Annotated in this window: 14 protein-coding genes; 5 read left to right on the top strand and 9 right to left on the bottom strand. The window is 70.6% G+C overall.

Translation table 11 applies throughout. The annotated features are described in order from the left end of the window. Nucleotides 1-134: 134 nt before the first annotated feature. The 8 genes from AB0L65_RS40205 to AB0L65_RS40170 form a co-directional block, all read right to left on the bottom strand. Entirely contained in the window at nt 135-1880 is a 1746-nt protein-coding gene (locus AB0L65_RS40205; RefSeq protein WP_364256932.1) for a CBM35 domain-containing protein, read from the bottom strand. A 15-nt stretch (nt 1881-1895) separates the two neighbouring features. Then, nucleotides 1896-3596 carry a CBM35 domain-containing protein gene (locus AB0L65_RS40200; RefSeq protein ID WP_364256929.1) on the bottom strand — a complete coding sequence of 567 codons (1701 nt, stop codon included), beginning with the start codon at nt 3594-3596 and terminating at the stop codon, nt 1896-1898. Then, a complete protein-coding gene (locus tag AB0L65_RS40195) occupies nt 3593-5725 on the bottom strand; it encodes a discoidin domain-containing protein (RefSeq protein ID WP_364256926.1) in 2133 nt (710 codons plus the stop codon). Before AB0L65_RS40195 ends, AB0L65_RS40200 begins: the two co-directional genes overlap by 4 nt. A 9-nt stretch (nt 5726-5734) precedes the next feature. Next, on the bottom strand, nt 5735-7684 hold the full coding sequence (locus AB0L65_RS40190; RefSeq protein ID WP_364256923.1) for a glycosyl hydrolase family 28 protein: 1950 nt from the start codon (nt 7682-7684) through the stop codon (nt 5735-5737). Next, on the bottom strand, nt 7681-9522 hold the full coding sequence (locus tag AB0L65_RS40185) for a glycosyl hydrolase family 28 protein (protein WP_364256920.1): 1842 nt from the start codon (nt 9520-9522) through the stop codon (nt 7681-7683). Before AB0L65_RS40185 ends, AB0L65_RS40190 begins: the two co-directional genes overlap by 4 nt. Beyond that, nucleotides 9519-10700: a CBM35 domain-containing protein gene (locus AB0L65_RS40180; RefSeq protein WP_364256917.1), complete on the bottom strand. Its 1182-nt coding sequence runs from the start codon at nt 10698-10700 to the stop codon at nt 9519-9521. The genes AB0L65_RS40185 and AB0L65_RS40180 overlap by 4 nt, the downstream gene beginning before the upstream one ends. Next, entirely contained in the window at nt 10697-12490 is a 1794-nt protein-coding gene (locus AB0L65_RS40175) for a glycosyl hydrolase family 28 protein (RefSeq protein WP_364256914.1), read from the bottom strand. Before AB0L65_RS40175 ends, AB0L65_RS40180 begins: the two co-directional genes overlap by 4 nt. 66 nt (nt 12491-12556) lie before the next feature. After that, nucleotides 12557-14971, bottom strand: coding sequence for a PQQ-dependent sugar dehydrogenase (locus AB0L65_RS40170; protein WP_364256911.1), 2415 nt, complete (start codon nt 14969-14971; stop codon nt 12557-12559). Between the two features lie 280 nt (nt 14972-15251). On the opposite strand from AB0L65_RS40170, the gene AB0L65_RS40165 reads away from it, so the two are divergent. The 4 genes from AB0L65_RS40165 to AB0L65_RS40150 all read left to right on the top strand — a co-directional run bounded on the left by AB0L65_RS40165 (nt 15252) and on the right by AB0L65_RS40150 (nt 21137). Then, complete coding sequence (locus AB0L65_RS40165; RefSeq protein WP_364256908.1) at nt 15252-16802, top strand: glycoside hydrolase family 88 protein; 1551 nt, start codon at nt 15252-15254, stop codon at nt 16800-16802. 51 nt (nt 16803-16853) lie between these two features. Then, nucleotides 16854-17591 carry a C39 family peptidase gene (locus tag AB0L65_RS40160; protein WP_364256905.1) on the top strand — a complete coding sequence of 246 codons (738 nt, stop codon included), beginning with the start codon at nt 16854-16856 and terminating at the stop codon, nt 17589-17591. Between the two features lie 23 nt (nt 17592-17614). Continuing rightward, the gene (locus AB0L65_RS40155; RefSeq protein ID WP_364256902.1) at nt 17615-20479 is read left to right on the top strand and encodes a BTAD domain-containing putative transcriptional regulator; all 2865 of its coding nucleotides are present in this window, start codon (nt 17615-17617) and stop codon (nt 20477-20479) included. A 106-nt stretch (nt 20480-20585) separates the two neighbouring features. Further along, nucleotides 20586-21137, top strand: a complete 552-nt coding sequence (locus AB0L65_RS40150; RefSeq protein ID WP_364256899.1) for a hypothetical protein — start codon at nt 20586-20588, stop codon at nt 21135-21137. A gap of 61 nt (nt 21138-21198) precedes the next feature. Here AB0L65_RS40150 and AB0L65_RS40145 read toward each other — a convergent pair whose 3' ends face one another. Continuing rightward, a complete protein-coding gene (locus tag AB0L65_RS40145) occupies nt 21199-21873 on the bottom strand; it encodes a hypothetical protein (protein WP_364256896.1) in 675 nt (224 codons plus the stop codon). 460 nt (nt 21874-22333) lie between these two features. On the opposite strand from AB0L65_RS40145, the gene AB0L65_RS40140 reads away from it, so the two are divergent. Beyond that, complete coding sequence (locus AB0L65_RS40140) at nt 22334-22792, top strand: STAS domain-containing protein (RefSeq protein WP_364256893.1); 459 nt, start codon at nt 22334-22336, stop codon at nt 22790-22792. Nucleotides 22793-22994: the final 202 nt, after the last annotated feature.

Here is a 22994-nt window from a genome sequence, read left to right as displayed (position 1 = left end):
CGGTCACTGGCGTCGGCGCGTGCGGCCCAGCGTGCGCAGCCGTAAAGGATGGGCCTGAAGATCGGCGTGCGGCCCAGCGTGCGCAGCCGTAAAGGATGGGGGTGTGCGGCGCCGCAGGAGTGCGGCGGCGCGCGTCAGTTCTGGTCGAGGAAGCGTTGGGCCAGCGTGCGGCCCAAGTTGACCGCCTGGGTGTGGTTCTCGATGGTCTGGACCTTGGTGCCGGAGCCGGTGAAGACGATGTACGTGACGCCGGTGTCCGTGCCGCCGTTGCTCGGGTCGGGGTTGATGCCGAGGTCGGCCGCCGTCCGGTAGGACGCCTCGCCGATGATCCCGCTCGGCCCCGTGTCACCCATCACGGCGTACTCCACCTGCCCGTTGTAGACGATCGCCACCACGGTCCCGCAGCCGATGCCCTTCGTCCGGTAGTCCCAGATGGAGCTGGTGCTCGGCACCACCATGTACGCGAGCTGCGCCGCGTTGAGCGGCGAGTCCCCGCTGGTGTGGCAGAACGTGTCGGGCTGGAAGCAGCAGTCGGTGTTCTCGTTGCACTGCGTCGTGCGCACCCCGTCGCAGTCGATGTCCATGTCGCCCTTCCAGAACACCGCCCCGGTCTTCTCGCACACCGCGACCGTCGCCGAGCTCACGTCGGAGTCCGTCTTGTACTTGCCGTTGGAGATCTGGCTGCACGCGGTCACCTTCGCGAGGAGCTGGTCGGCCGTCGGCCCGGTCCCGCCGCTGCCGGTCGTGCCGGTGGCCGCGGCGCTGTGCCCGGACTCGTTGCCCGCCGCGTCGATGGCGGTGACCGTGTACGTGTGCGTGGACCCGGCGGTGAGCCCGCCGATCGTGGCGCCGGCCGTCGGCGTGGTCGTGACCACGGTCGTCCCCTCGTAGACGCGGTAGCCGGTGACGGCCACGTTGTCGGCGGAGTCCGTCCAGGCCAGCGTGATGCTGGCGGCCGAGGTGCCGGTGACGCGGACGTCCGCGGGCACGGTCGGCGCCTGCCCGTCGGGCCCGCCGGAGCCGCTGACCGAGAGCCGGTCCACGTTGGGGCCGCCGTTGGCGGTGGTGCCGGTCGCGCGGACGGTGTTGACCCCGGCGTTCAGCGACACCGTCAGCGCGGCGTCCGCCCAGGTGTCCCAGCTGCCGGTGCCGGGGAAGTCGCGCGTCTGAACGGCGGTGCCGTTCACCGCGACGGTCATCGGCCGGTTGACGGTCGTGCCGTTGGCGTACCTCAGCGTGAGGGTGTGCGTGCCGGCCTCGGCCACGTTGACGGACCACTCGATGTAGCCGCCCACGGCGTTGACGTAGTCGACGAAGCCCGAGCCGGTGTAGCCGGTGTGGTTGGTCGCCACCGAGGCTTCCGACAGCGTGGCGGCCTCGGCCTGGTACTCGGTCGCGGGCGCGTCGGCCATGGTGACCTCGAGGTAGTCGAGGTTGGGGTTGCCGCCCGAGGCCGTCGAGGTGACGCGGATCTTGTTGTCGCCCGCGGCGAGCGTGGCGGTCAGGGTGGAGGTGGCCCACGTGGTCCAGGCCCCGGTCGGGCCGAACGTGCGCCCGGCCGAGACGACCGTGCCGTTGACCGAGACGTCGGTGGTGCGGGTCGTGGTGGTGCCGTTGGCGTAGCGGATGGCGAGCGTGGCGGTGCCGGCCGCGGGCGCGTTCACCGTCCACTCGGTGTACGGGCCCGTGGCGTTGTCGCTGTTGACGAAGCCGGTGCCGGAGAACCCGGCGTGGTTGGACTCGACGACGCCCTGGACGTTGGTGGCGTTCTCGGCCTCGTACCGCACCGTCGCGGCGCGGGCGGGTAAGGCGACCAGGCCGGTCAGGGCCAGGCAGGAGACGGCCAAAATGACGAGGCGGCGTAAGCGTGGGGGGTGCACAGGCGTACCTTCCAATCAGGAGAGGTCGAGATAGTCGACGTTGGGGCCGCCGTTGGCGGTGGTGCCCGTCAGGCGGACGGTGTTGGCCCCGGCGTTCAGCGACACCGTGACCGTGGCGTCCGCCCAGGTGTCCCAGTCGCCCGTGCCGGGGAAGTCGCGCGTCTGAACGGCGGCGCCGTTGACCGCGACGGCCATCGGCCGGTTCACCGAGGTGCCGTTGGCGTACCGGATGGTGACGCTGCGCGAGCCGGCCTCGGCGGCGTTCACGGTGAACTCCACGTACGAGCCGGTCACGTTGTCGGCGTTGACGAACCCGGTGCCGGAGAAGCCGGAGTGGTTCGACTCGGCGGCACCCTGGGAGATCGTCGCGTTCTCGGCCTCGTAACGGGTCGCGGCGGCGGCCGGCCGGGCGCGGATGAGGCGGGTCTCCCCGGGGCGCAGGGTGGCGCTGTAGGAGGAGGCGACGGTGCCCTCGGAGGCGCCCGACCACAGGTTCGTGACGGCGGCCGGGCCGGTGAAGCCGGCCTGCGCCCAGGTGACGCTCACGGTGGAGTTGCCCGACGTGCCGGTGTTGTAGAGCGCGACGATGTAGTCGCCGTTGGCCTCCCGCTTGCGCCACACCTGGTTGACGCCGCTGTTGACGACGCGCTGGGCGGCCACGCCGTCCTGGTTGACCGCGATGAGCCGGTCGTTCTTCAGCATCGCCAGGTCGACGGAGGTGAGCGCGGTCAGGTCGGTGCCGAGCAGCAGCGGGCTGGCGGCCATCGCCCAGTGCGTCATGTGCGAACGGCGCTGGTCGGCGGTGAGCCCGACCTGGTCGCCGTTGCCGATCTGCAGCGAGTCGTAGTCGTTCCAGCCGCCCGGACCGGCGTACTGCTGCCAGGAGGCGGCCGAGTTGAACCGGCTGACGACGTGGGACCAGTCGGTGAGCGGGTAGCCGCTGCCGTTCGGGCCGGAGCCGCAGTAGCACTCGACGTCGCCCTGGGTGCGCCAACTGTTGGCCAGCCGCTTCCAGGTGGTGGCCTGGGCGATCGGCAGGTTGTTGGAGAGCGCGAAGTTGATCGGCCGGCCGGTCTGGCGCAGCGCCTTGTCCCACGCCTCCACGTCCGCGACCGTGGACGCGTCCGCGCCGTCGATCTTGAGGTAGTCCACGCCCCACGAGGCCATCTGATCGGCCCACGAGTTGATGAACGCCTGCGCGCCGGGGTGGGAGTACTTGAGCCGGTACATGTTCTTGCAGTTGTAGTTCTTGTGGGTCTGCGAGGTGTCCGCGATGTCCTGCGCGTGGTACGACGTGCCCTCGATCGGCTTGTTGGCCGTGACGGCGTTCTTCGCGATGCCGGGGGTGACGTAGAAGCCGAACTTCAGCCCCTTGGCGTGCACGTAGTCGGCCAGCGCCTTGATCCCGGACGGGAACTTGGCGGTGTCGACCGCCCAGCGGCCGTAGTCGTCGACGACGAAGCCGTTGGAGTCGCACTTCTGGTAGAAGTCGTCGAGGTTGACGTAGACGTAGCCCTTGTCGGCCAGCCCGCTGCTGACCAGCGCGTCCGCCTGGGCCTTCATCTTGGTCTCGTCGGGCCAGCGGCGGACGAAGCTCCAGCTGCTCCAGCCCATCGCGGGCCTGATCGACAGCCCGTTGTCCGAGGCGGCGGCCGGGGCCGCGGGCAGGGTCAGGCACGTGGCGGCCAGCGCCAGTGCCGCGAGTAACGCCCTCATGAGGCGCCTCCCGTCGTGACGTCGATGCAGTCGAGGTTCGGGTTGCCGCCGTCGGTCGTCGCGGTGACCCGCAGCGTGTTGGCTCCGGCGTTGAGCGGGACAGTGAACGTGTCGGTCGCCCAGGTGGTCCAGGCGCCGGTGCCGGGGTAGTCGCGGTTCTGGGCGGCGCCGCCGTTCACGGTGACGGCCGCCGGGCGGCTGGTCGTCGTCCCGTTGGCGTAGCGCAGCGCGATCGTTGCGGTTCCGGCCGCGGGCGCGTTGATCGTCCACTCGGTGGAGGAGCCGGTGACGTTGTCACCGTTGACGAAGCCGGTGCCGGAGTAGCCCGCGTGGTTGGACTCGACGACGCCCTGCGAGATCGTCGCGTTCTCGGCCTCATAGCGGGTGCCGGTGGAGCCGCCGCCGCCCGCGTACTGGCCGCCGACCCACGCCTCGTCCACCCGCCAGCGGGCGACGCCGTGGTGCCCGGTCTTGGAGAGCCGGACGTAGCGGGCGGTGACCCCGCTCAGGTCGATGAACTGGACGCCGCGGGCGTTCGGCACGGTCCCGGTCTTGACCGCGCTCCCCCAGGTCGAGCCGTCGTTGCTGACGTGCACCTGGTAGCCGGAGATCCGCGCCGACCCGGACGACGGGTAGACGGTGGAGTCCTCCCGCTGGTTGAACGCCAGGTACTGGACGGGCTTGGCGGACCCCAGGTCGAAGGTGAGCCGCGCGGGCTCGGCGGCGTCGCTGTCCCAGTAGGTCAGGTAGTTCCCGTCGCCCGCCGCCGCCGCGCCGTGGCCGCTGGTGGACGAGCTCGCCGACAGCGTGACGCCGGTGTAGATGCCCTGACGGCCGCTGGTGACGACCTTGAAGACGGTGTCGTACTGGTCCCAGGCGGAGATCCCGCTGAGCGTCAGCGTGCCGCCCGACTGCGTGAACGCGACCGGCGCGCCCGTGCGCAGGTTCGTCACCGAGCCGACCCGGTAGCCGTTGTCACGCAGCGACAGCGTGCTGCCGGACGGCGGCGTGATCACGTGGATGTAGTGCCGGTTGGGGTCGTCCTTGGCGACGGTGGTCACGCCGTGCGCGCCGTTGTTCCAGAAGCCCGGCTTGAGCCCGCCGAACATGTAGCCGCCTCCTTCCGTGCCGCCGAGCGACTCCCAGATCTCCTCCAGGTACGTGTTCGCGAAGTTGTTGAAGCTGACCTGCTGGGCGGGGAACTTGCCGTTGACCATGGCGGTCTCGGCCATCAGCGCCTTGATCGACGATCCCGCGTTCGTGATGAGCCGGCCGAGCGTGAGCTTGCGGTCCACGGCCTGGTCGGAGCCGCCGTACCACCAGGGGCCGCCGGTGGGCAGCTTGAAGTCGGCCTCGATCAGCCGCGGCAGTGCCGTGTAGACCGCCTGCGGGTAGTCGTACGACGGCGTCATGCCGGTCTTCTGCTCGTTGCTGATCATGTCCATGATCGGCGTGTCTTCGTTGTTGTTCGAGATCGTCATGTCGGGGCGCTGCTGGTAGATCTTGGCGTAGAGGTCGTTGCGCTCCCAGTAGGCGTTGTCGTTGTCGATCCAGAACCCGGCGAGCTTGGGATAGCGCTGCATCTGCTCGAAGAACTGCAGGTAGCTGAACTCGCCGAACCCGTCGCGGGTGGTCAGGTCCACGTCGTGGCCGACGTAGCTGGAGAAGGCCGAGGAGTTGAGCCACGACCCGGACGACAGGCCCTCGTTGTGCCACTGCGGGTCGTCGGTCATGTAGTGGATGACCTTCAGGCCCTGCGCGTCGGCGGCGTCGATCAGCTCGCCGAGGAAGTCCCGCGTGGTGCGGCAGGTGCCCGGGATCGCCGACGGGTACGGCCGGGCGTAGCCGAGCCGGCTGTGGAAGGTGGCCAGCACGATGTACTGGGCGTGCAGCTTCTTGGCCTCGTTCACCCAGTAGGAGGCGCTCCAGCCGCCGTTGGTGACGTCGGCCTCCCACGCGCTGCAGCTGGTGTGCTGCGGCGAGGTCCGCTCGCCCCAGTGCAGGAAGAGGCCGGCGATCGAGTTGCGCAGGAACGCCTGGCGCGGGTGTTGCAGGTCGGCCCGCGCCGGGAGGGCGGTGAGCAGGCCGAGCAGGAGCGCGAAGACGGCGAGCGTCGCCGTGCGTCTCATGGTGCTCTCCTAGGATCCGGGAGTGAACGCGGGGTCGCTGGAGATGGCGACCCGGTCGAGGCGGGCGCCGTCCTCGCGGTAGGCGAAGGTGATCGTGCGCGCTCCGGCCGCCAGGTCGTACGTGACGGGCAGCTTGGCCCAGTGCCAGGAGGTACCGATCGGGACGGTGTTCCAGTTCGTCCACGAGCCGGTGCCCGAGCGCACCCAGAACGAGTCGTCGCCGTCGTTGGCGGCGATCACGCGGGCCCAGACGGCGAACGTGCTGTCGTGCTCGACCGTGAACGGGATCGTCGTCCAGCCGGTGGAGGGCGCGCTGGACTTGCTGTTGTTGCCGGCGGCGACGGTCACGTACGAGCCGCCGGACGCGGCCTGGTCGGCGGCCGTCTGCATGGGGGCGGTGACCGTGCCCGCCTCCGCCTCGGCGTACAGGCTGTCGGGGGTGCCGGGGACGGGCGTGGAGTTGGTGGCGCGCACGCGCAGCGCGCCGCCGGAGGTGTCGGCGCTGTCGCGCACGGCGTAGCCACTGACGCCGCTGAACCCGACGTCGTAGGCGCTGCCGCTGCCGCGCTGCGCGACGACGCCGTTCACCTGCACGTCGGAGGCGTCGTCGGCGATCGCGTAGGGCCGGTTGTCGTTGTCGTCGAACCGGGTCTCGCCGTTGAGCGTGATGCCGGTGGCGTGCCTGATCCAGTAGCCGTACGAGGGGCGCGCGCCGTAGTCGCGGGGCGGGTAGGTGGTGAGGAACTCGCCGGGCACCCGGGTGGCCTCCGAGGCGGGGTGGCCGCCGGGGACGGTGAGGTCGACGTTCTGGAACGTGATGCCGGGGCCGAGGTCAACGGACGGCGTGCCGGTCAGCGTGCTGGTGTAGTCGGAGGCGCCCACGGTGCTGGTGACGACGGGCGCGGTCAGGTTGGTCCCGGTCACGTTGGAGATGGTGATATTTCGGATCCGTCCGGCGGGGGGTGAGCCGGGGCAGCGCTTCCGCTCACCGATCTTGAAGAAGAACGGCGACGTGGTCTTGGTGAGCGTCACGTTGTCGTAGTGGATGTCCTCGATGATCGCGCCGTCCATGGACACGATGCCGATCCCGGCCTTGCCCGCGCCCAGCACGGTGATGTTCTCGAACCGGAAGTCGCGGAAGCTCCCGCAGGTCTCCGAGCCGAACTGGAGCGCGTTGTTCTCGTGCGAGTAGACGGTGGTGTCGCGCACGCGGACGTTCTGGCTGGTGTAGGTGTGGCCGAGCGCGTAGTCGCTCTTGAACACCAGCGCGTCGTCGCTGGCCTCGATGCGGCTGTTGGTGACGGTGACGTTCCAGCTGTTGATCAGGTTGATGCCGTCGCGCACGCCGCTGCTGGTGTGGATCGTCTTGAGGTTGTCGATGGTGATGTCGTGGCAGCCGTTGATCAGGGCGGCGAAGTGGCCGCCGCGCCGGAACGTGACGCCTTCGAGGCTGACGTTCGAGCACTCGGTGAGGGTCAGCGCCTTGTCGGCCTGGCCGGAGGACGGGTTGCCGGTGATGAGGTTGCCGTCGCCGTCGATCGTGCCCGTGCCGGTGATGTGGAAGTCGGTGATGCCGCTGCCCCACATGAGCGAGTTGTGGAAGTGGCTGTGGCCGTAGTCCTGGTAGTCGTCGTTGGGGTTGGACTCGGCGGCGTCCATGCCGCTGCTCGCGGCCAGGAGGGTCGCGCCGGAGTCGAGCCTGAGCGTGACGTTGGACTTCAGGTGGATGGTGCGGGCCCGGTAGCGGCCGGAGGGAAAGACGACGGTGCCGCCGGGGGCCGCGCTCGCGGCGTTGATGGCGCGGTCGATGGCGTCGTCGTCGTTGGTCGAGCCGTTGCCGGTGGCGCCGTAGTCGCGCACGTTGAACTCGGCGAGCGCGTGCGCCGGGCTCACCGGGAAGGGGGCGGCTCCGAGCAGGGCAAGAGCGCATACCAGCAGGGCTCGGGCGAGCGGTTTCATGGCTGGAGCTCCACATAGTCGAGATTGGGCAGGCCGCCGGCGGTGGTGGCGGTGAGCCGGACGGCGTTGGTGCCCGGGGCGAGGGGCACGGTGACGGGGGTGGACACCCAGGTGGTCCAGGCGCCGGTGCCGGGGGCGTTCACGGCGGATCCGGCGGCGGTGCCGTTGACGGTGACCGCGAACGGCCGGTTGGTGCTCGTGCCGTTGGCGTACCTGATCGTGAGGGACCTGCTGCCGGCCGTCGCCGCGCTCACCGCGAACTCGACGTAGGCGCCGGCCACGTTGTCGGTGTTGACGAAGCCGGTGCCGGAGTAGCCGGCGTGGTTCGACTCGGCGGCGCCCTGGAAGATCACGGCGTCCTCGGCCTCGTACCGCGTCCCGGCCGGCGGCTGGGTGTTGGAGATGTCCTTGCCGTTGACGCTCACCCGGGACAGCACGAGGTTGTCGACGTTCGACGCGGTCGGCGTGGCCGTCGTGATCCCGGTGAACGTGCTGTTGGAGATCGTGACGTTCTTGATGTGGTCGGTCGGGCGGCCGTCCAGGTCGTACGCCTGCGCCGCTCCGTCGATAGTGAGGCCGTCGGCGGTGAAGTTCTGCACGACCGGCGGCAGGGCGCCCGAGGTCTCGTAGTTGAGCGTGACGTACAGGGCGCTGCGCTCCAGGTCGTGGCCGGTGATGCGGCGCAGGTGCACGCCGTCCACGAAGCCGCCGCGGTTGAAGCTGGTCTTGACGTAGAGGGCGTACTTGACCGGGTAGCGGCCGGGGAAGTCGGGCGCGTTGCACTCGCAGTCCTCGGCGAACACGTCGCGGACCCCGCCGGACATCTCGCTGCCGATGGTCACGCCGCCCCACCGGCCGCTGAACTTGCAGTTCTGGATCACGATGTTCTGCGAGGGGCGGTTCACCCGGCGGCCGTCGCGGTCGCGGCCCGACTTGATGGGGACGCAGTCGTCGTTGGTGTCGAACTTGCAGCCGGTGATCAGCACGTCGGTGCAGGAATCGGGGTCGCAGCCGTCACCCTGGGAGTTGGTGGAGTAGAAGGTGACGTTCCGGACGGTGACGTTGGTGCAGTAGACCGGGTGCAGGGTCCACATCGCCGGGTTACGCAGGTTGACGCCTTCGACGAGCACCGCCGTGCAGTTGTAGAGGCCGATCATGTTGGGCCGCAGCTTGTGGCCGCTGCCGAACTGGCGCTGCGCCACCGGGTGGTCGTCCGCGCCCCAGGAGCGGAGCTGGTCGCGGTCCGCGCCGCCGCTCCCCCACGACGACCAGTCACCGGCGGGCGCGTTGCCGTCGATCGTGCCCGTGCCCGTGATGGCGACGTTGGTCTGGCCGTTGGCGTAGATGAAGGGCGAGTAGTTGTAGCACTCGATGCCCTCCCAGCGGGTGAGCACCGTCGGCAGGTAGGAGCCGGGGTCCGTGCGGAACCTGATGGTGCCGTTCACCTGGAGGTTGACGTTCGAGAGCAGGTGGATCTTGCCGGTGCGGAACGTTCCTGGCGGCACCACCACGCGGCCGCCGCCCGCCGCGTTGCAGGCGGCGACGGCGTCGCGGAACGCGGCCGTGCAGTCGGTGGAGTTGTCCGGCTTGGCGCCGTAGTCGGTGATCGTGAACGTGCGGTCGGGGAAGGCCGGCGGGACGATCCTGGCGAGGATCTCGGGCACCCGGTCCCACGGAGACGCTGCCGTGGGGGTGGCGGTGGCTGTGGCGGTGGCCATGGTGGCCGAGCCCGCCGCACCCGGGGCGACGGACTCGGCGTACGCGGGCCCGCCCGTGGTGCCGGTGCCGACGAGGAGGACGCCGCCCGCTCTGATCAGGTCGCGCCGGGAGATCGTCACTGGACCACCTCCAGGTAGTCGAGGTTCGGGCAGCCGCCCGCCGTGGCGGCGGTGAGGCGGATGGTGTTGGCCCCGGCCGCGAGGTCGGCCACCACGCTCCGGGACGCCCACGTGGTCCAGGCGCCGGTGCCGGGGAAGGACAGGCCGGAGGCCACCACCCGGCCGTTGACGGCCAGGTTCGCGGGGCGGTCGGCGCCCGTGCCGTTGGCGTACCGGACGGTCAGCGTGGCGGGACCGGCCGCGGCGGCGGTGTGCCGCCACTCCACGTAGGCGCCCGCGGCGTTGTCGGTGTTGACGAACCCGGTGCCGGAGAACCCCGCGTGGTTCGACTCGACGACGCCCTGCGAGATCGTGGCGTTCTCCGCCTCCAGCCGGGTGGCGGTGGCCTGCACCTGCTTGTACGCGCGCATGTCGCGCAGCAGCAGGTAGCAGTTCTGCAGCGAGCCGGAGGTGTCGCCGAGCGAGCGGTAGATGCCCCACTTGGGGCGGACCCGGTCGCCGAGGAAGGTGTCGCCGGTCCTGGTGGCGTCCACGAGCGTGGCGCCGCCGCTGCGCAGGACCCACCGCACCGAGCCCGAGCCGCCGTCGCCGATCTTGATCTCGTACTCGGCGTCGATCCACTTGTCGTGCAGCGGCTCGAGCTCGGTGCGCCCCACCAGGGTGTCGGACTCGAAGATCTTGTGTTCGATGGTCTGCACGCCGTTCACGCGGCGCAGCGACGTGACGGTGATCGGGCTGGTGCCGGTGCCCGGCATCTTGGTCTGGCTGATGTGGGTGAAGGTCGTCGTCGCCTTCAGCGAGCTCGGGATGTACATCGAGTACGTGACCCGCCAGGTCTCCCCCGTCAGCCAGCGCAGGTAGCCGTCCGGGTTCCGGTTGCCGGTGACCTCCTGGCGCTGCCGGTCCGTCGACGTGTCACGGTCGGCGGTGTGCATGTTGAAGCGGAAGGCGTTGCCCTCGGCGTAGATGTGGGGCTGCCCGGCCGGATGCGAGTCGGCGCGGTCGTCCTCGATCGTCTCGAACGCGCCCAGCCCGACGGCGGCCGGGTCGGGCGCCCACATGAGCTTCCAGGCGGGGGCGACGGTCAAGGTGCCGGCCGAGGCCGGCCTGGCGGGCAGGGCGGGAGCGAGGAACGCGGCCCCCACCAGGGCCCCGAGCTGGCGACGGGTCACGCTCATTGGACCTCCAGGTAGTCGAGGTTGGGGCCGCCGTTCGCGGTGGTGGCGGTCGCCCTGACGGTGTTGGCGCCGGCGACCAGCTGGGCGGAGACCGTCGTGGACTGCCAGGTGGTCCAGGCGCCCGTGCCGTTGAAAGGTTTGGCCGCCGCCACGACCGTGCCGTTGACCGCGATGTCCATCGCCCGGTTGGCCGTGGTGCCGTTGGCGTAGCGGAGGGTGAGCGTCGCCGTCCCCGCCGCGGCGGCGTTCACGGCGAACTCGACGTACGAGCCGGCCACGTTGTCGTAGTTGACGAACCCGGTGCCGGAGAAGCCGGCGTGGTTGGACTCGACCACACCCTGCGAGATCGTCGCGTTCTCGGCCTCGTACCGGTTGCCCGGCGGCGAGCCCCCGTACAGGACGCCGTTGATGCGGACGTCGCGCAGCACGACGTTGTCGGCGTTGGAGAGCTGCGGGGCGGGGGTGTCGATCTGGGTGAAGGTGCTGTTGGCGATCGTGACGTTCCGGATGTGGCTGGCGGCGGAGCCCGACAGCTTGATCGCGAACGGCGAGCCGGTGATGTTCAGGCCGTCCACGGTGATGTTCTGGATGACCGGGTTGACGATCGGGCCGTTGCCGGGGCCGGTCAGGCTGTAGTTCATGTCGATGTAGAAGCCGCCCCGGTCGCACGGGCCGCCCGTCAGGTTGCGGACGTGCACGCCGTCCACCGTCCCGCCGCGCCGGTTGTTGGTCTTCAGGTAGAGGGCGTAGAACGAGTGGTAGCTGGAACCGGCGAGGATGCGGTTGTTCTCGGCGAAGACGTTGCGGACGCCGCCGGACATCTCGCTGCCGACCGTGATCGCGCCCCAGCGGCCGTAGTAGGTGTTGTCGCGGATGACGATGTCGGTGGACGGCATGCCCACGCGGCGGCCGTCGGTGTCGCGGCCCGACTTGATGACGGTGCCGTCGTCGCCGGTGTCGAACGTGCAGCCCTCGATGAGCACGTCGGAGGAGGATTCGGGGTCGACGCCGTCCACCATCGCGCCCCGGCTATAGATTTTGACCCGCCTGACCGTGATATTTCGGGATAAGACAGGGTGGATGGTCCACATCGCGGGATTCCTGATGTCCAGGTCCTCGACGAGGATGTTCCGGCAGCCGTAGAACTGGATCATGTTCGGCTTGAGGAAGTGGCCGTCGCCGAACTGCCGCTGCTCCACCGGCACGCCGTCCACGGCCTGCTGCTGCAACCGGTCCCAGTCCGGGCCGCGCTGGTCGTCGAAGCCGAACCAGGGCCCGGCCGCCGCGTTCCCGTCGATCGTGCCGGTGCCGGTCAGGGCGATGTCGGTCTGGTTCCTGGCGTAGATGAAGGGCGAGTAGTTGAAGCACTCGATCCCCTGCCAGCGGGTGAACACCGTCGGCAGGTACGAGCCCGCGTCCGATCTGAACCGGATCGTGCCGCCCGCCTCGACGTGCAGCCGCACGCCGGACAGCAGGTGGATCTTGCCGGTGCGGAACTTGCCGGTGCCGGGCACGAGCACCGTGCCGCCGCCCGCCGCGTTGCAGGCCGCGATGGCGGAGCGGAAGGCGGCCGTGCAGTCGGTGGAGTTGTCCGGCTTGGCACCGTAATCGGTGATCGGGAACGTGCGGTCGGGGAAGGTCGGCGGCACGATCCTGGCCAGGATCGCGGGCACCTGGTCCCACGGGGAGTCGAGCGGCTGGGCCGTGGCGGGCGCCGGCGGCAGCACGGCGCCCGCCTGCACGGGGACGAGCAGCGCTCCTTTGAGCACGGCCCTTCTGGAGGGATGCATCGGAGGCTCCGGGGGGTGGATCCGGCGACCGCGCGATGGCGCGGCCGCCGGCGATGAGGGGGGTGACTACTGGATGTTGGAGCGGCGGATGGTGTCGGCCGAGCCGTCGCCGTTGTTGTCGGAGTTGGTGGAGCCGAACCAGATGGCGTTCGCGCCGGGCACCTTCTCGACCGCGCGGAGCCTGCCGTACGTGCCGTTGAAGTACGAGTTGACCGTCGAGACGTTCTCGCCGTTCAGCACGATGCGCCACAGCCGCTGGCCGCGCAGCGCCGCCATGAACACCGTGTTGTTGACGATGGCGATGCCGCTCGGCGAGGCCTCGGAGACGCTCCAGGTGTACTTCGGGTTCGTCATGCCGGACGTACTGCAGGTGCCCTCGCAGGTGGGCCAGCCGTAGTTCTTGCCCGGCTGGATGAGGTTGAGCTCGTCACGCGAGGAGTTGCCCAGCTCCGACTCCCACAGCCGGCCGGCCGAGTCCCAGGCCAGGCCCTGCGGGTTGCGGTGGCCGTAGCTGTAGACGCGGGTGCCGAACGGGTTGCCGGGCGCGGCGGCGCCGGTCTTGGTGATCCGCAGGATCTTGCCGTTGAGCGAGTCGAGGTCGGGGGCGTTGCTCGACTGCTGCGCGTCGCCGGTGGTGACGTACAGGTAGCCGTCGGGGCCGAACCTGATGCGCCCGCCGTTGTGGTACCGGTTCTTGTCGATGCCCTGGAGGATGGTGGCGTAGCCGCTGAGCGCGGTGCCGTTGAAGTTCATCTTCACGACCCGGTTGCCCTCGGAGGCGGTGTGCATGAAGAACACCTCCTGGTCGCTCGTGCCGTTCCAGGTGGGCGAGAAGTCCAGGCCCATCAGGCCGCCCTCGCCGTCGGTGGTCTGCACGTTGGGCACGGTGCCGACCTGCGTCTTGGTGCCCGACGGGGTGATCTTGAAGACCTTGAACGTGTCGCGCTCGGTCACCAGCGCGTACGTGCCGTCGGGCGCCCAGGAGATGTCCCACGGCACGTCCCAGCCGCCGGCGATGCTGGTCGGCGTCTGCGGCACGGTGCCGCAGGTCCCGGTGGTGAACGACGCGGACGGCGCGCTCGGCGTGGAGAGCTGGTTGGCGCTGTCACGCGCGACCACGTGCACCTGGTACGTGTGCGCGCATTCGAGCGGCACGCTGGCCGTCGTGGCGGGCGGGGTGCCGGTCACCGTGGCGAGCACGGCGTTGGTGGCGTTGTCGCGCACGAGGTAGGCCCGCACGCCGTTGTCGTCGGTGGAGGCGCCCCAGGTCACGGTGGCGGAGGCGGACTGCACGCCGCTGACGGTGGGCTGCCCCGGCTGCGACGGCGGGTTGTCGGCGGGTGCGGGCAGCGTCTGGCAGTTCGCCTCGGGGCTGCTCAGCGACACGTTGCCGGAGGCGTCGCGGGCGAAGACCGACAGCTGGTAGGAGAAGTTCGGGTTGAGCCCGGTCAGCCGGTACGGCGGCGCGGTCGCGGTCGCGATCTGCTGGCCCTGGTGGTAGATGTCGTAGGCCACCACGCCGATGTTGTCGGTGGACGGCGGCCAGTCCAGGGTCAGGGCGTTGTGCGTGATGTCGGAGCACGTCGGCTGGCCCGGCGAGGTCGGCTTCTCGGTGTCGCCGGGGCCGGTGACCCGCAGCCGGTCGAGGTTCGGGCCGCCGTTGTCCGTGGTGGCCGTGGCCCTGACCGTGTTGCCGCCCGCGTTGAGCGGCGCGTCCACGCTGATCTCCTGCCAGGTCGTCCAGGCGCCGGTGCCGGGGAAGGACCGGGCGGTGGCGACCGCGGTGCCGTTGACGGCGATGGTCATCGGCCGGTCTGTGGTGGTGCCGTTGGCGAAGCGGAAGGTCAGGCTCTGGGTGCCGGCGGCGGCCGCGCTGACGGCGAACTCGACGTAGGAGCCGGTGACGTTGTCGTAGTTGACGAACCCGGAGCCGGTGAATCCGGCGTGGTTCGACTCGACGACGCCCTGCGAGATCGTCCCGGACTCGGCCTGGTAGTCGGTGAAGTTCGAGGACTGGACCTCGGCGTCGAGGTAGTCCCAGTTCGGGTTGCCGCCCGCGCCGGTGGCGGTGGCCCTGATCGTGTTCGTGCCCGCGGTGACCTGGGCGGTCAGCGTGATCGTGGCCCACGTGGTCCAGGCGCCGGTGGCGGGGAAGGACCGGGCTGCGGCGACGGTCGTGCCGTTGACCGCGATGTCGCTGGGCCGGTCGGCGCCGGTGCCGTTGGCGTAGCGGAAGGCCAGCGTGGCCGTGCCCGCGGCGGGCGCGTTGATCGTCCATTGTGTGTAGGAGCCGGCGACATTGTCCCCGTTGACGAAGCCGGTGCCGGAATAGCCGGCGTGGTTGGACTCGACGGCGCCTTGGGAGATCGTCGCGTTCTCGGCTTCGTACCGGGTGGGCGCCGCGTCCGCCGGGAGGGCCGTGGCCATTCCCAGGGCGAGTAAGCAGGCGATGACGCAGGCCCGGGACTTGCTGAAGTTCATCGGGCGCTCCTGGCTGAGAGTGATGCCTGGTGTAAGAGAGGGGAGCTTTCCAAACGTTTGCCATAAACCGTCAGCCCCGTCAATAGTTGGAACGGTCCATTTCTTAGGAAAGTTTCCTAACTTTGTCGCATCGATACATCGGATGACATTGACCGGTAGACAGGGCACCACGCCGGGATGTATCCCTGAGGTGCGCAAGGAGATCGGAGCCATGGGCCTCCGATCGTGCAGGACCGCACCGACGGCACGGCATCACAGCTCGTCAGACCCGGAGTGATACATGGGACGTCTTCGCGCAATCACCGCCACGGCACTCGGCGGCCTGTTATTTCTGCAACCGGTTGCCGTCAGCTCGGCCGCGGCGGCCACCCTCTACGAGGCCGAGAACGGGACGATCTCGCAGGGGGTCGTGGAGTCGAACCACGCCGGGTTCACCGGCTCGGGATTCGTCAACCTCGACAACGTCGCCGGCTCCTCCGTCGAGTGGACCATCCAGGCGGCGGACCCCGGCCCGGTCACGCTCGCCCTCCGCTACGCCAACGGGACGGCCACCGACCGCCCCATGACCGTCACCGCCGGTGGCACCGGCACCACCCTGTCCTTCCCCGGCACCGGCGCCTGGACCACCTGGCGGACCGTGACCGTACGGGTCACGCTGGCAGCCGGCGCGAACGCGGTCAAGGCCACGGCCACCACCGCCAACGGCGGCCCGAACCTCGACTCGCTGAGCGTGGACCCCTCCTCGACGGGCACCGACTGGTCCAGGGCGATGGTCGACTCGACGATGGCCCGCTTCTCCCCCGGCACGCTCGGCGGCTGGAGCTACCCGCAGGGGCTCTACCTCTGGGGCCAGTACCTCGTCTACCAGCGCACCCGCGAGCCCCGCTACCTGCAGTACATCAAGGACTGGGCCGACCGGTTCGTGGACTCCTCCGGCGGCATCTCCCAGACCTTCGGCAACCTCGACAGCATGCAGGCCGGCAACGTCCTGCTCGCCCTCTACCGGGAGACCGGGCAGGCCCGCTACCGCACGGCCGCGGCCAAGATCAGGACCCGGCTGAACACGTACCCGCGCACCTCCGACGGCGGCTGGTGGCACTCCACCTCCACCTCCCGCGAGGGCCAGCTCTGGGGTGACGGCGTCTACATGGCCGACCCGTTCCTCGCCCGGTACGGCGCCTGGGTGGCGGCCGACTCCTTCACGAGCGCCGAGCCGGCCAAGCAGCTCGAGATCTACTGGAGCCACCTGCGCCGCACGTCGGGCCAGGCCGCCGGGCTGCTGTACCACGCCTACGACGAGCCGGGCGGCCCCACCGCGTCCTGGGTCAAACCCTCCCTGGGCAACACGAACGGGATCTCCTGGTGCCGGGCGATGGGCTGGTTCGGGATGGCCGTGACCGACATCCTCGAGCTGATCCCGGCCGACCATCCGCGCCGGGCGGCGCTCATCGACATCCTGCGCGAGCTCGTGCCCGCGTACGCCCGCTGGCAGGACCCGGCCACGGGCCGCTGGTGGCAGGTGGTCACCGAGCCGTCGAACCCGTCGAACTGGACGGAGACGTCGTGCTCGGCGATGTACACGTACACGATCTCGCGGGCGGTCGAGCGCGGGTACGTGGACGCCTCCTACCGCGCGAACGCCGAACGCGGCTACCAGGGAGTGCTCGCCCAGGTGTCGCTCGGCTCCGACGGGCGGACCAACCTCGTGGGCGTCAGCGAGGGCACCAACGCCAGCGACTCGCTCGCCTACTACTTCGGGCGCGGCCGGCCGGTCAACGACTTCCACGGGCTGGGGGCGTTCCTCATCATGAACGAACAACTGAGCCGCTGAAGTGTGTATTTTGGTCACTTCCGTATCGCCTGCAACACGGAGAGAGACCGCGTGCGTTCCGCAAGACTCGTCCTCGGCGCCGCCCTCGCCGCCTGTGTCCTGCCCTTCGCCACCCCGCCCGCGGCGGCCGCGCCGCTCGTCGCCGGGTCCGCGACCGTGCCAATCGTCGCCGGGTCCGCGACCGTGCCAATCGTCGCCGGGTCCGCGACTGTGCTGCCCCCGGGCAGGGCGCAGCTCGCGGTGCCCGCCGCGGTCTCGGTGGGGATCAAGGGGCAGGTGCAGCGGACCAGCTACTACTGCGCCCCGGCGTCCAGCGCGATCGTGCTGCGCGCGTTCGGCGTCAAGCGCGGTCAGGATCAGCTGGCCAAGGAGATGAGGACGAGTGCCGAGGCCCGCTCGACCAAGCGGGAGTACGTGCTGGCCGTGCTCAACACGTACGTCAGGCCGGAGGGCTACCAGTTCCGGCTCACGTACGCGAAGGACGACCCCGCCGCGCTGATGGCGCAGGTCTCCCAGGCGGTCGGCGTGCTCGGGAAGCCCACGATCGTCGCGGTCCTCGGCAACCGGCTGCCCTGGAGCAGGAAGAAGCGCGACTTCGGCCACGCCATCGTCGCCTACGGCTACGACACCGCGAAGGGCACGATCACCGTCTGGGACCCGAACCCGCGCCGGGGAGCCACCGGCACCCACGTGATCCCCGCCAAGGACCTGGCCGCCGTCGTCTTCGACAACCCCGCCAGGGGGATCGGCGGGGTGTTCGAGCTGTCCAAGCCACTCCTGCCGCGGTGACGGCCACGCCTTAGGATGATCCCGTGGGGGTCGAGTTCGGGATCCTGGGCGAGGTCAGCGCGTGGGCGGACGGCCGGCCGATCAACCTCGGGCCCGCGCGGCAACGCTGCGTGCTGGCGGCCCTCCTCGTCGACGCCAACCATCCCGTCTCCCTCGACCAGCTGACCGATCGCGTCTGGGGCGACACCCCGCCGCAACGGGCCGCGGGCACGCTGCACAGCTACCTGTCCCGCCTGCGTTCCATCCTGTCCCCCTCCGACGGCATCCACCGCAGCGCCGCCGGCTACCTCCTGCGGGTGCGGGAGGAGGCGGTGGACCTCCACCGCTTCCGCGCGCTGCTGGCCCGGGCGCGGGCGAGCGACGACCGGGAGGCCGCCCGGCTGTACGGGGTCGCGCTGGGCCTGTGGCGCGGGGAGCCGTTCGCCGACCTGGACACCCCGTGGCTGGCGGCCCTGCGCCACACGCTCCAGACCGAACACCTGTCCGCCCGGCTCGACCACCACGACGTCCAGCTCCGGCTGGGCCGGCACGCCGAGCTGCTGCCCGAGCTGGCCGTACTGGCCGATCGCCACCCGCTCGACGAGCGCCTCGTCGGGCAGCTCATCCTCGCCCTCTACCGCAACGGCCGCCAGGCCGAGGCGCTCGACCGCTACGAGCGGACCCGCCGCCGGCTGGCCGACGAGCTGGGCGCCGATCCCGGCCCCGACCTGCGGCGGCTGCACCTGCGGATGCTCACCGCCGAGACCGCGCTCACCCCGCGCCCCGTTCCGGTGCCCCGCCAGCTCCCCCCGCCGCCGCCGTCGTTCGCGGGGCGCTCGCGCGAGCTGGCCGCCCTCGACCGGATCATGGCCGCGTCCGGGAACACGGTGGTGATCTCCGCCATCGGCGGCACGGGCGGCGTCGGCAAGACCTGGCTCGCCCTGCACTGGGCGCACGGCAACCTGCCCCGCTTCCCCGACGGCCAGCTGTACGTGAACCTGCACGGCTTCGACCCCTCCGACGCGCCCATGCCGCCCGAGACGGCGGTGCGCGGCTTCCTCGACGCCCTGGGCGTGGACGCCGCCGCGGTGCCCGTCGGCCTGGAGGCGCAGGCCGCGCTCTACCGCAGCCTGGTGGCGGGCAAGCGGATGCTGATCGTGCTCGACAACGCCCGCGACACCGACCAGGTGACCCCGCTGCTGCCCGGCAGCCCGTCCTGCGCGGTGCTGGTCACCAGCCGCCGTCAGCTGCCCGGCCTCATCACCGGCCACGGCGCCCGGCCCATCCCGCTCGACGCCTTCGACCCGGAGGAGGCCCGCCAGGCGATCATCGGCCTGCTGGGCGCGGAGCGGGTGCGGGCGGAGCCGGACGCGGTGGCCGACCTGCTCGACCGCTGCGGCGGGCTGCCGCTGGCGCTGGGCATCGTCGCGGCCCGCGCCCGCATGCATCCCGGCTTCCCGCTGGCCGTGCTCGCCGGGCAGCTGCGTGAGGACTCCTCCCGGCTCGACCTCCTGGACGCCGGGGAGCGGACGGCCAGCCTCCGCGCGGTCTTCTCCTGGTCCTACCGGGCGCTCACGCCGCCGGCCGCGCGCCTGTTCAGGCTGCTGGGGAGCGCGTTCGGCCCGGATCTCGGCGGCGCGGCGGCGGCTAGCCTGGCCGGGCTCACGGGCGGTGGGGTGCGGGCGCTGCTCGGGGAGCTCGTACGGGCGCACCTCGTCACCGAGAACGTCGCCGACCGGTTCACCATGCACGACCTCCTTCGCGCCTACGCCGCCGAACAGAACCTCCCCACCACCCCCACCACCTCTGCCCCTCCCTCCACCCCTGCCTCCCCCTCCGACCTCCGCGATCACGACACCGCCGACACCGCCACCTACGCCGGCCACGCTGCCTTCGACGGCCCCAGCTCCTCCTCCTCCGATCAGCGGCGGGCCGCGACGTTCCGCCTGCTCGACCACTACCTGCACACGGCCCACGCCGCGGCCCTGATCATCAACCGCAGCCGGCAGCCGCTGACCCTGGACGAGCCCCAGCCGGGGACGTCCCCGGAGAACCCGGCGGACCACGACCAGGCGATGGAGTGGTTCGCCACCGAGCACCCCACGCTCATGGCCGCCGTCCGGCACGCCGCCGACACCGGCCTCGGCACCCGCGCGTGGCAGATCGGCTGGACGCTCAGCGACTACCTGGACCGCCAGGGACGCTGGCTCGACCTGCTCGCCGCCCACAGCGCCGCGCTCGCCGTCGCCCGGCGGCAGGCGGACCGGTTCGGCGAGGCCCAGTCCCACGCCGGGGCCGGCCGCGCCCTCATCCGGCTCGGCCGGCTCGACGACGCCCGGGCCTACCTGGAGCGGGCGATCGCCCTGTTCACCGAGCTGGGCGACCGTGACGGCCGGACCCGTGCGCATCTGGGCCTCGGCTTCATCCACCAGAAGCAGGACCGGCCCCGCGCCGCCCTCGAACAGTTCCACCAGGCCCTCGCGCTCCACCGCGAGGCGGGCAACGAGGCGGGCGCGGCCTTGTTCCTCAACTCGATCGGCTACCAGCTCGTCCTGCTCGGCGAGTATGAGGAGGCGATCCCGTACTGCCAGGAGGCCCTGGACCTGCACGCGAAGCTGAGTTACCGGCACGGCCAGGCCAGCGCGGGCGACAGCCTCGCCTACGCCTACCACCACCTCGGCCGCTTCGCCGAGGCCGCCGAGCTCTACCGGCGTTCCATCGGCCTGTTCCAGGAGGTCGGGGACCGCTGGCACGAGGCCGACACCACCGTTCACCTCGGCGAGATGTACGACGCCGCCGGCGACCGCGCCGCCGCCCTCGACACGTTCCGCCGTGCCCTGGAGCTGCTGGAGCAGCTCAACCACCCGGACGCCGACCGCCTGCGCGCCAGGCTGGCGAGTAACCCTTAGACGTTACTCGAAATGGAAAAGGCGGTTACACAGCGCGCTGTTAGCTTGGCCGGGCATCGCCATCCATACGGAGGGAAACAGCTTCATGGCTATATCGTTCGGCCGCATGACCCGCCCCGTCGGCCTCGGGCTCGCCGTGGCGCTCGGCGCCACGCTGTCCTTCGGGATCGCCACGCAGGCGTCCGCCACGACGGCGTCGTCGGCGCAGAGCGTCGCCGAGCAGCGGGTGAAGGTCTACGAGCTGGTGACGAAGGACGGCGGCTTCTTCTACACCAGCAACGAGGCGGAGAAGGAGAGCGCGATCACCAAGCACGGCTGGTCGCTGACCCAGACCCCGATGTACTACATCTCGCGGGCCCCCTTCGCCGGCGGCAAGCCGCTCTTCCGGCTGCGCTGGGAGAGCAAGGCCTCCTACATCGTCACCGGCTCCGTCACGGAGCGGGAGTCGCTCGTGAACTCGGGCAAGTTCCGCTACGAGGGCATCCTCGGGTACGCGCCCGCCGCGGCCTCCGCCGGTGAGACGGTGAAGATCTTCCGCCTGTCGAACAACAACAAGTGGCGCCTCGCCATCGAATCGCACACCCAGAAGATCCTGGCCAACGAGCCGGGCTGGAATCTCGACGGCCCGCTGTTCAACCAGTTCACCAAGGCCGGCTGAGCAGCAGTTGGTTGAACGGGGGCGCGCCGGATCACGAGCGCCCCCGTTCCTGTTAGGGGATTCAGCGGAGGCACAGCTCCAGGAGCGCACCCGCCCTGGGTGTGCGGTCGATCCACACCTCGCGGCCCCGGCGCTCACGGGCGATGAGCCGCGCCGCGACCAGCCGGTCACAGTGGAACGTCAGGCTGCTGGGCGGGATGTTCATGCCGCCGGCCAGCGTGGTCATGGTCATGGGCCGGTCGAGCGTACGCAGCAGCTCCGCCCGTACCGGTCCCACGAGTTCCGAGAGGTCGTCGCAGTCCGTACGCCACAGCCTCCCGGCCGCGGGAACCGGATACGCGATCCACACGGTCTCCGGGTCGTCCAGCCCGACGATCAGCGCGTCCTTGCCCGCCAGCATCGGCACGAGCACCAGCGACCGGTCCCCCAGCTCGTGGACACCGGCCGCGACCCCCTCGATGACCAGGCCGTTCTCGTCGCGGACGAGCCGCCCGGCGAGCGAGCCGAGCAGCGCGTCCGCGCCGCCGCGCACGCTCGCCACGCCCACCCGCGCGACCTCCCTGTCGAGGAGCGGGCGCGCCCTGCTCCACAGCGGCTCGGCGACGGCCCACACGTCGGCGAGCGCGCCCGCGTACCCGCGCAGCCAGCGGTCGGGCCGGTCGGCGGCGGCCCGCCAGTGCGCGGGCAGCGGCCCGAACGCCTGCTCCAGGTCCTTGAGCAGGAGGTCGGGTGGCATGTCATGCAAGCGATCGATCTGCTCCTGGACGGAGACGTCACCGACGGGGACGCACGGCACGACGCTGTCCGGCACCACCGCATGGCCGGGTGCTCCCAGCGGTCGCACCGCCTCTTTCGACCGCCAGCCGGACCGTGCCTGAACCGCCCTTCGCCACGACTGGGGCAGACCGCGACAACGGCCTGCGAGCGCATCCGTGATCATGGCGAGCACGGTCAAACTCGGGGAGAGCGACACCGAAATTCGCGGCGTCGCGGATATTCGTATTTCCGTCCGTTCCCGCGCGCTGAATATGTCCGACCGCCAATCACTCGTCCCGTACGTTCCACTGTGCCGGGCCGGTCTTGCACGGATCGTGTGGGTTCCATGAATCCCCTGCTCACCTCGGGCGTGCCGGGCGCGGGGCCCCGGCCGGAAAGAAGTAAGTGCTGATGTCTAGGCGAAAGGCGGGCGCGCGGATATGGTGCGATACGGGCAAGCCATAACAGTGCATCGTCTCCGGACTCCGATCGGTGGGCACCGCATGCCGGATCTGACGTTCGCCATTCAGAGATTGCCGGGCGTGAGCGTGATCTCGGTGGCCGGTGAGGTCGACGTCGCGACCGCCGGCCAGCTCGATCGTCATATCCGCGGCAGCAGGCGGCAGCCCGGCGAGCACGTGGTGATCGACCTCAGCGAGGCGCAGTTCCTGGGCAGCGCGGGCCTTCGCGTCCTGCTCAACACCCACGCCTTCGCCCGCCAGCACGGCGGCAGCCTGCACCTGGCCGCCCCCGATCCGAAGCTGGCCCGGATCATGGAACTCACGTGGGCGCACACCGTCCTGCACGTGCACTCCACGGTGGAAGAGGCCGTCCTCGCCGCCCTGAGCGGCACGACCCACGAATCACTCGGCCCCGTCGACGCAGGCGACCCTTGCTGAGCTGCGCGCTTCTCTCATCGAAGGGAGCCGCTCACCGGGCGCCGACCCGCACGCTGGTCTGAGGGGAGCCCACTCACCGAGCGTCGACCCACACGGTGGCCTGAGAGAGCCCACTCACCGAGCGTCGACCCACACGGTGGCCTGAGAGAGCCCACTCACCGAGCGTCGACCCACACGGTGGCCTGAGAGAGCCCACTCACCT

Origin of the sequence: Nonomuraea sp. NPDC052116 (assembly GCF_040680035.1) — a bacterium.
Taxonomy (GTDB): Bacteria; Actinomycetota; Actinomycetes; order Streptosporangiales; family Streptosporangiaceae; genus Nonomuraea; species Nonomuraea angiospora_A.
Note: the sequence above shows the minus strand (reverse complement) of the source record. Positions and strands in the feature narration are given on the sequence as shown.

Bases quoted from the DNA above. Each gene is read 5' to 3' on its own strand.
- AB0L65_RS40200 (WP_364256929.1), bottom strand. From the start codon at position 3,596: ATGAGGGCGTTACTCGCGGCACTGGCGCTGGCCGCCACGTGCCTGACC.
- AB0L65_RS40195 (WP_364256926.1), bottom strand. From the start codon at position 5,725: ATGAGACGCACGGCGACGCTCGCCGTCTTCGCGCTCCTGCTCGGCCTG.
- AB0L65_RS40190 (WP_364256923.1), bottom strand. From the start codon at position 7,684: ATGAAACCGCTCGCCCGAGCCCTGCTGGTATGCGCTCTTGCCCTGCTC.
- AB0L65_RS40180 (WP_364256917.1), bottom strand. From the start codon at position 10,700: ATGAGCGTGACCCGTCGCCAGCTCGGGGCCCTGGTGGGGGCCGCGTTC.
- AB0L65_RS40175 (WP_364256914.1), bottom strand. From the start codon at position 12,490: ATGCATCCCTCCAGAAGGGCCGTGCTCAAAGGAGCGCTGCTCGTCCCC.
- AB0L65_RS40170 (WP_364256911.1), bottom strand. From the start codon at position 14,971: ATGAACTTCAGCAAGTCCCGGGCCTGCGTCATCGCCTGCTTACTCGCC.
- AB0L65_RS40165 (WP_364256908.1), top strand. From the start codon at position 15,252: ATGGGACGTCTTCGCGCAATCACCGCCACGGCACTCGGCGGCCTGTTA.
- AB0L65_RS40150 (WP_364256899.1), top strand. From the start codon at position 20,586: ATGACCCGCCCCGTCGGCCTCGGGCTCGCCGTGGCGCTCGGCGCCACG.
- AB0L65_RS40145 (WP_364256896.1), bottom strand. From the start codon at position 21,873: ATGCCACCCGACCTCCTGCTCAAGGACCTGGAGCAGGCGTTCGGGCCG.
- AB0L65_RS40140 (WP_364256893.1), top strand. From the start codon at position 22,334: ATGGTGCGATACGGGCAAGCCATAACAGTGCATCGTCTCCGGACTCCG.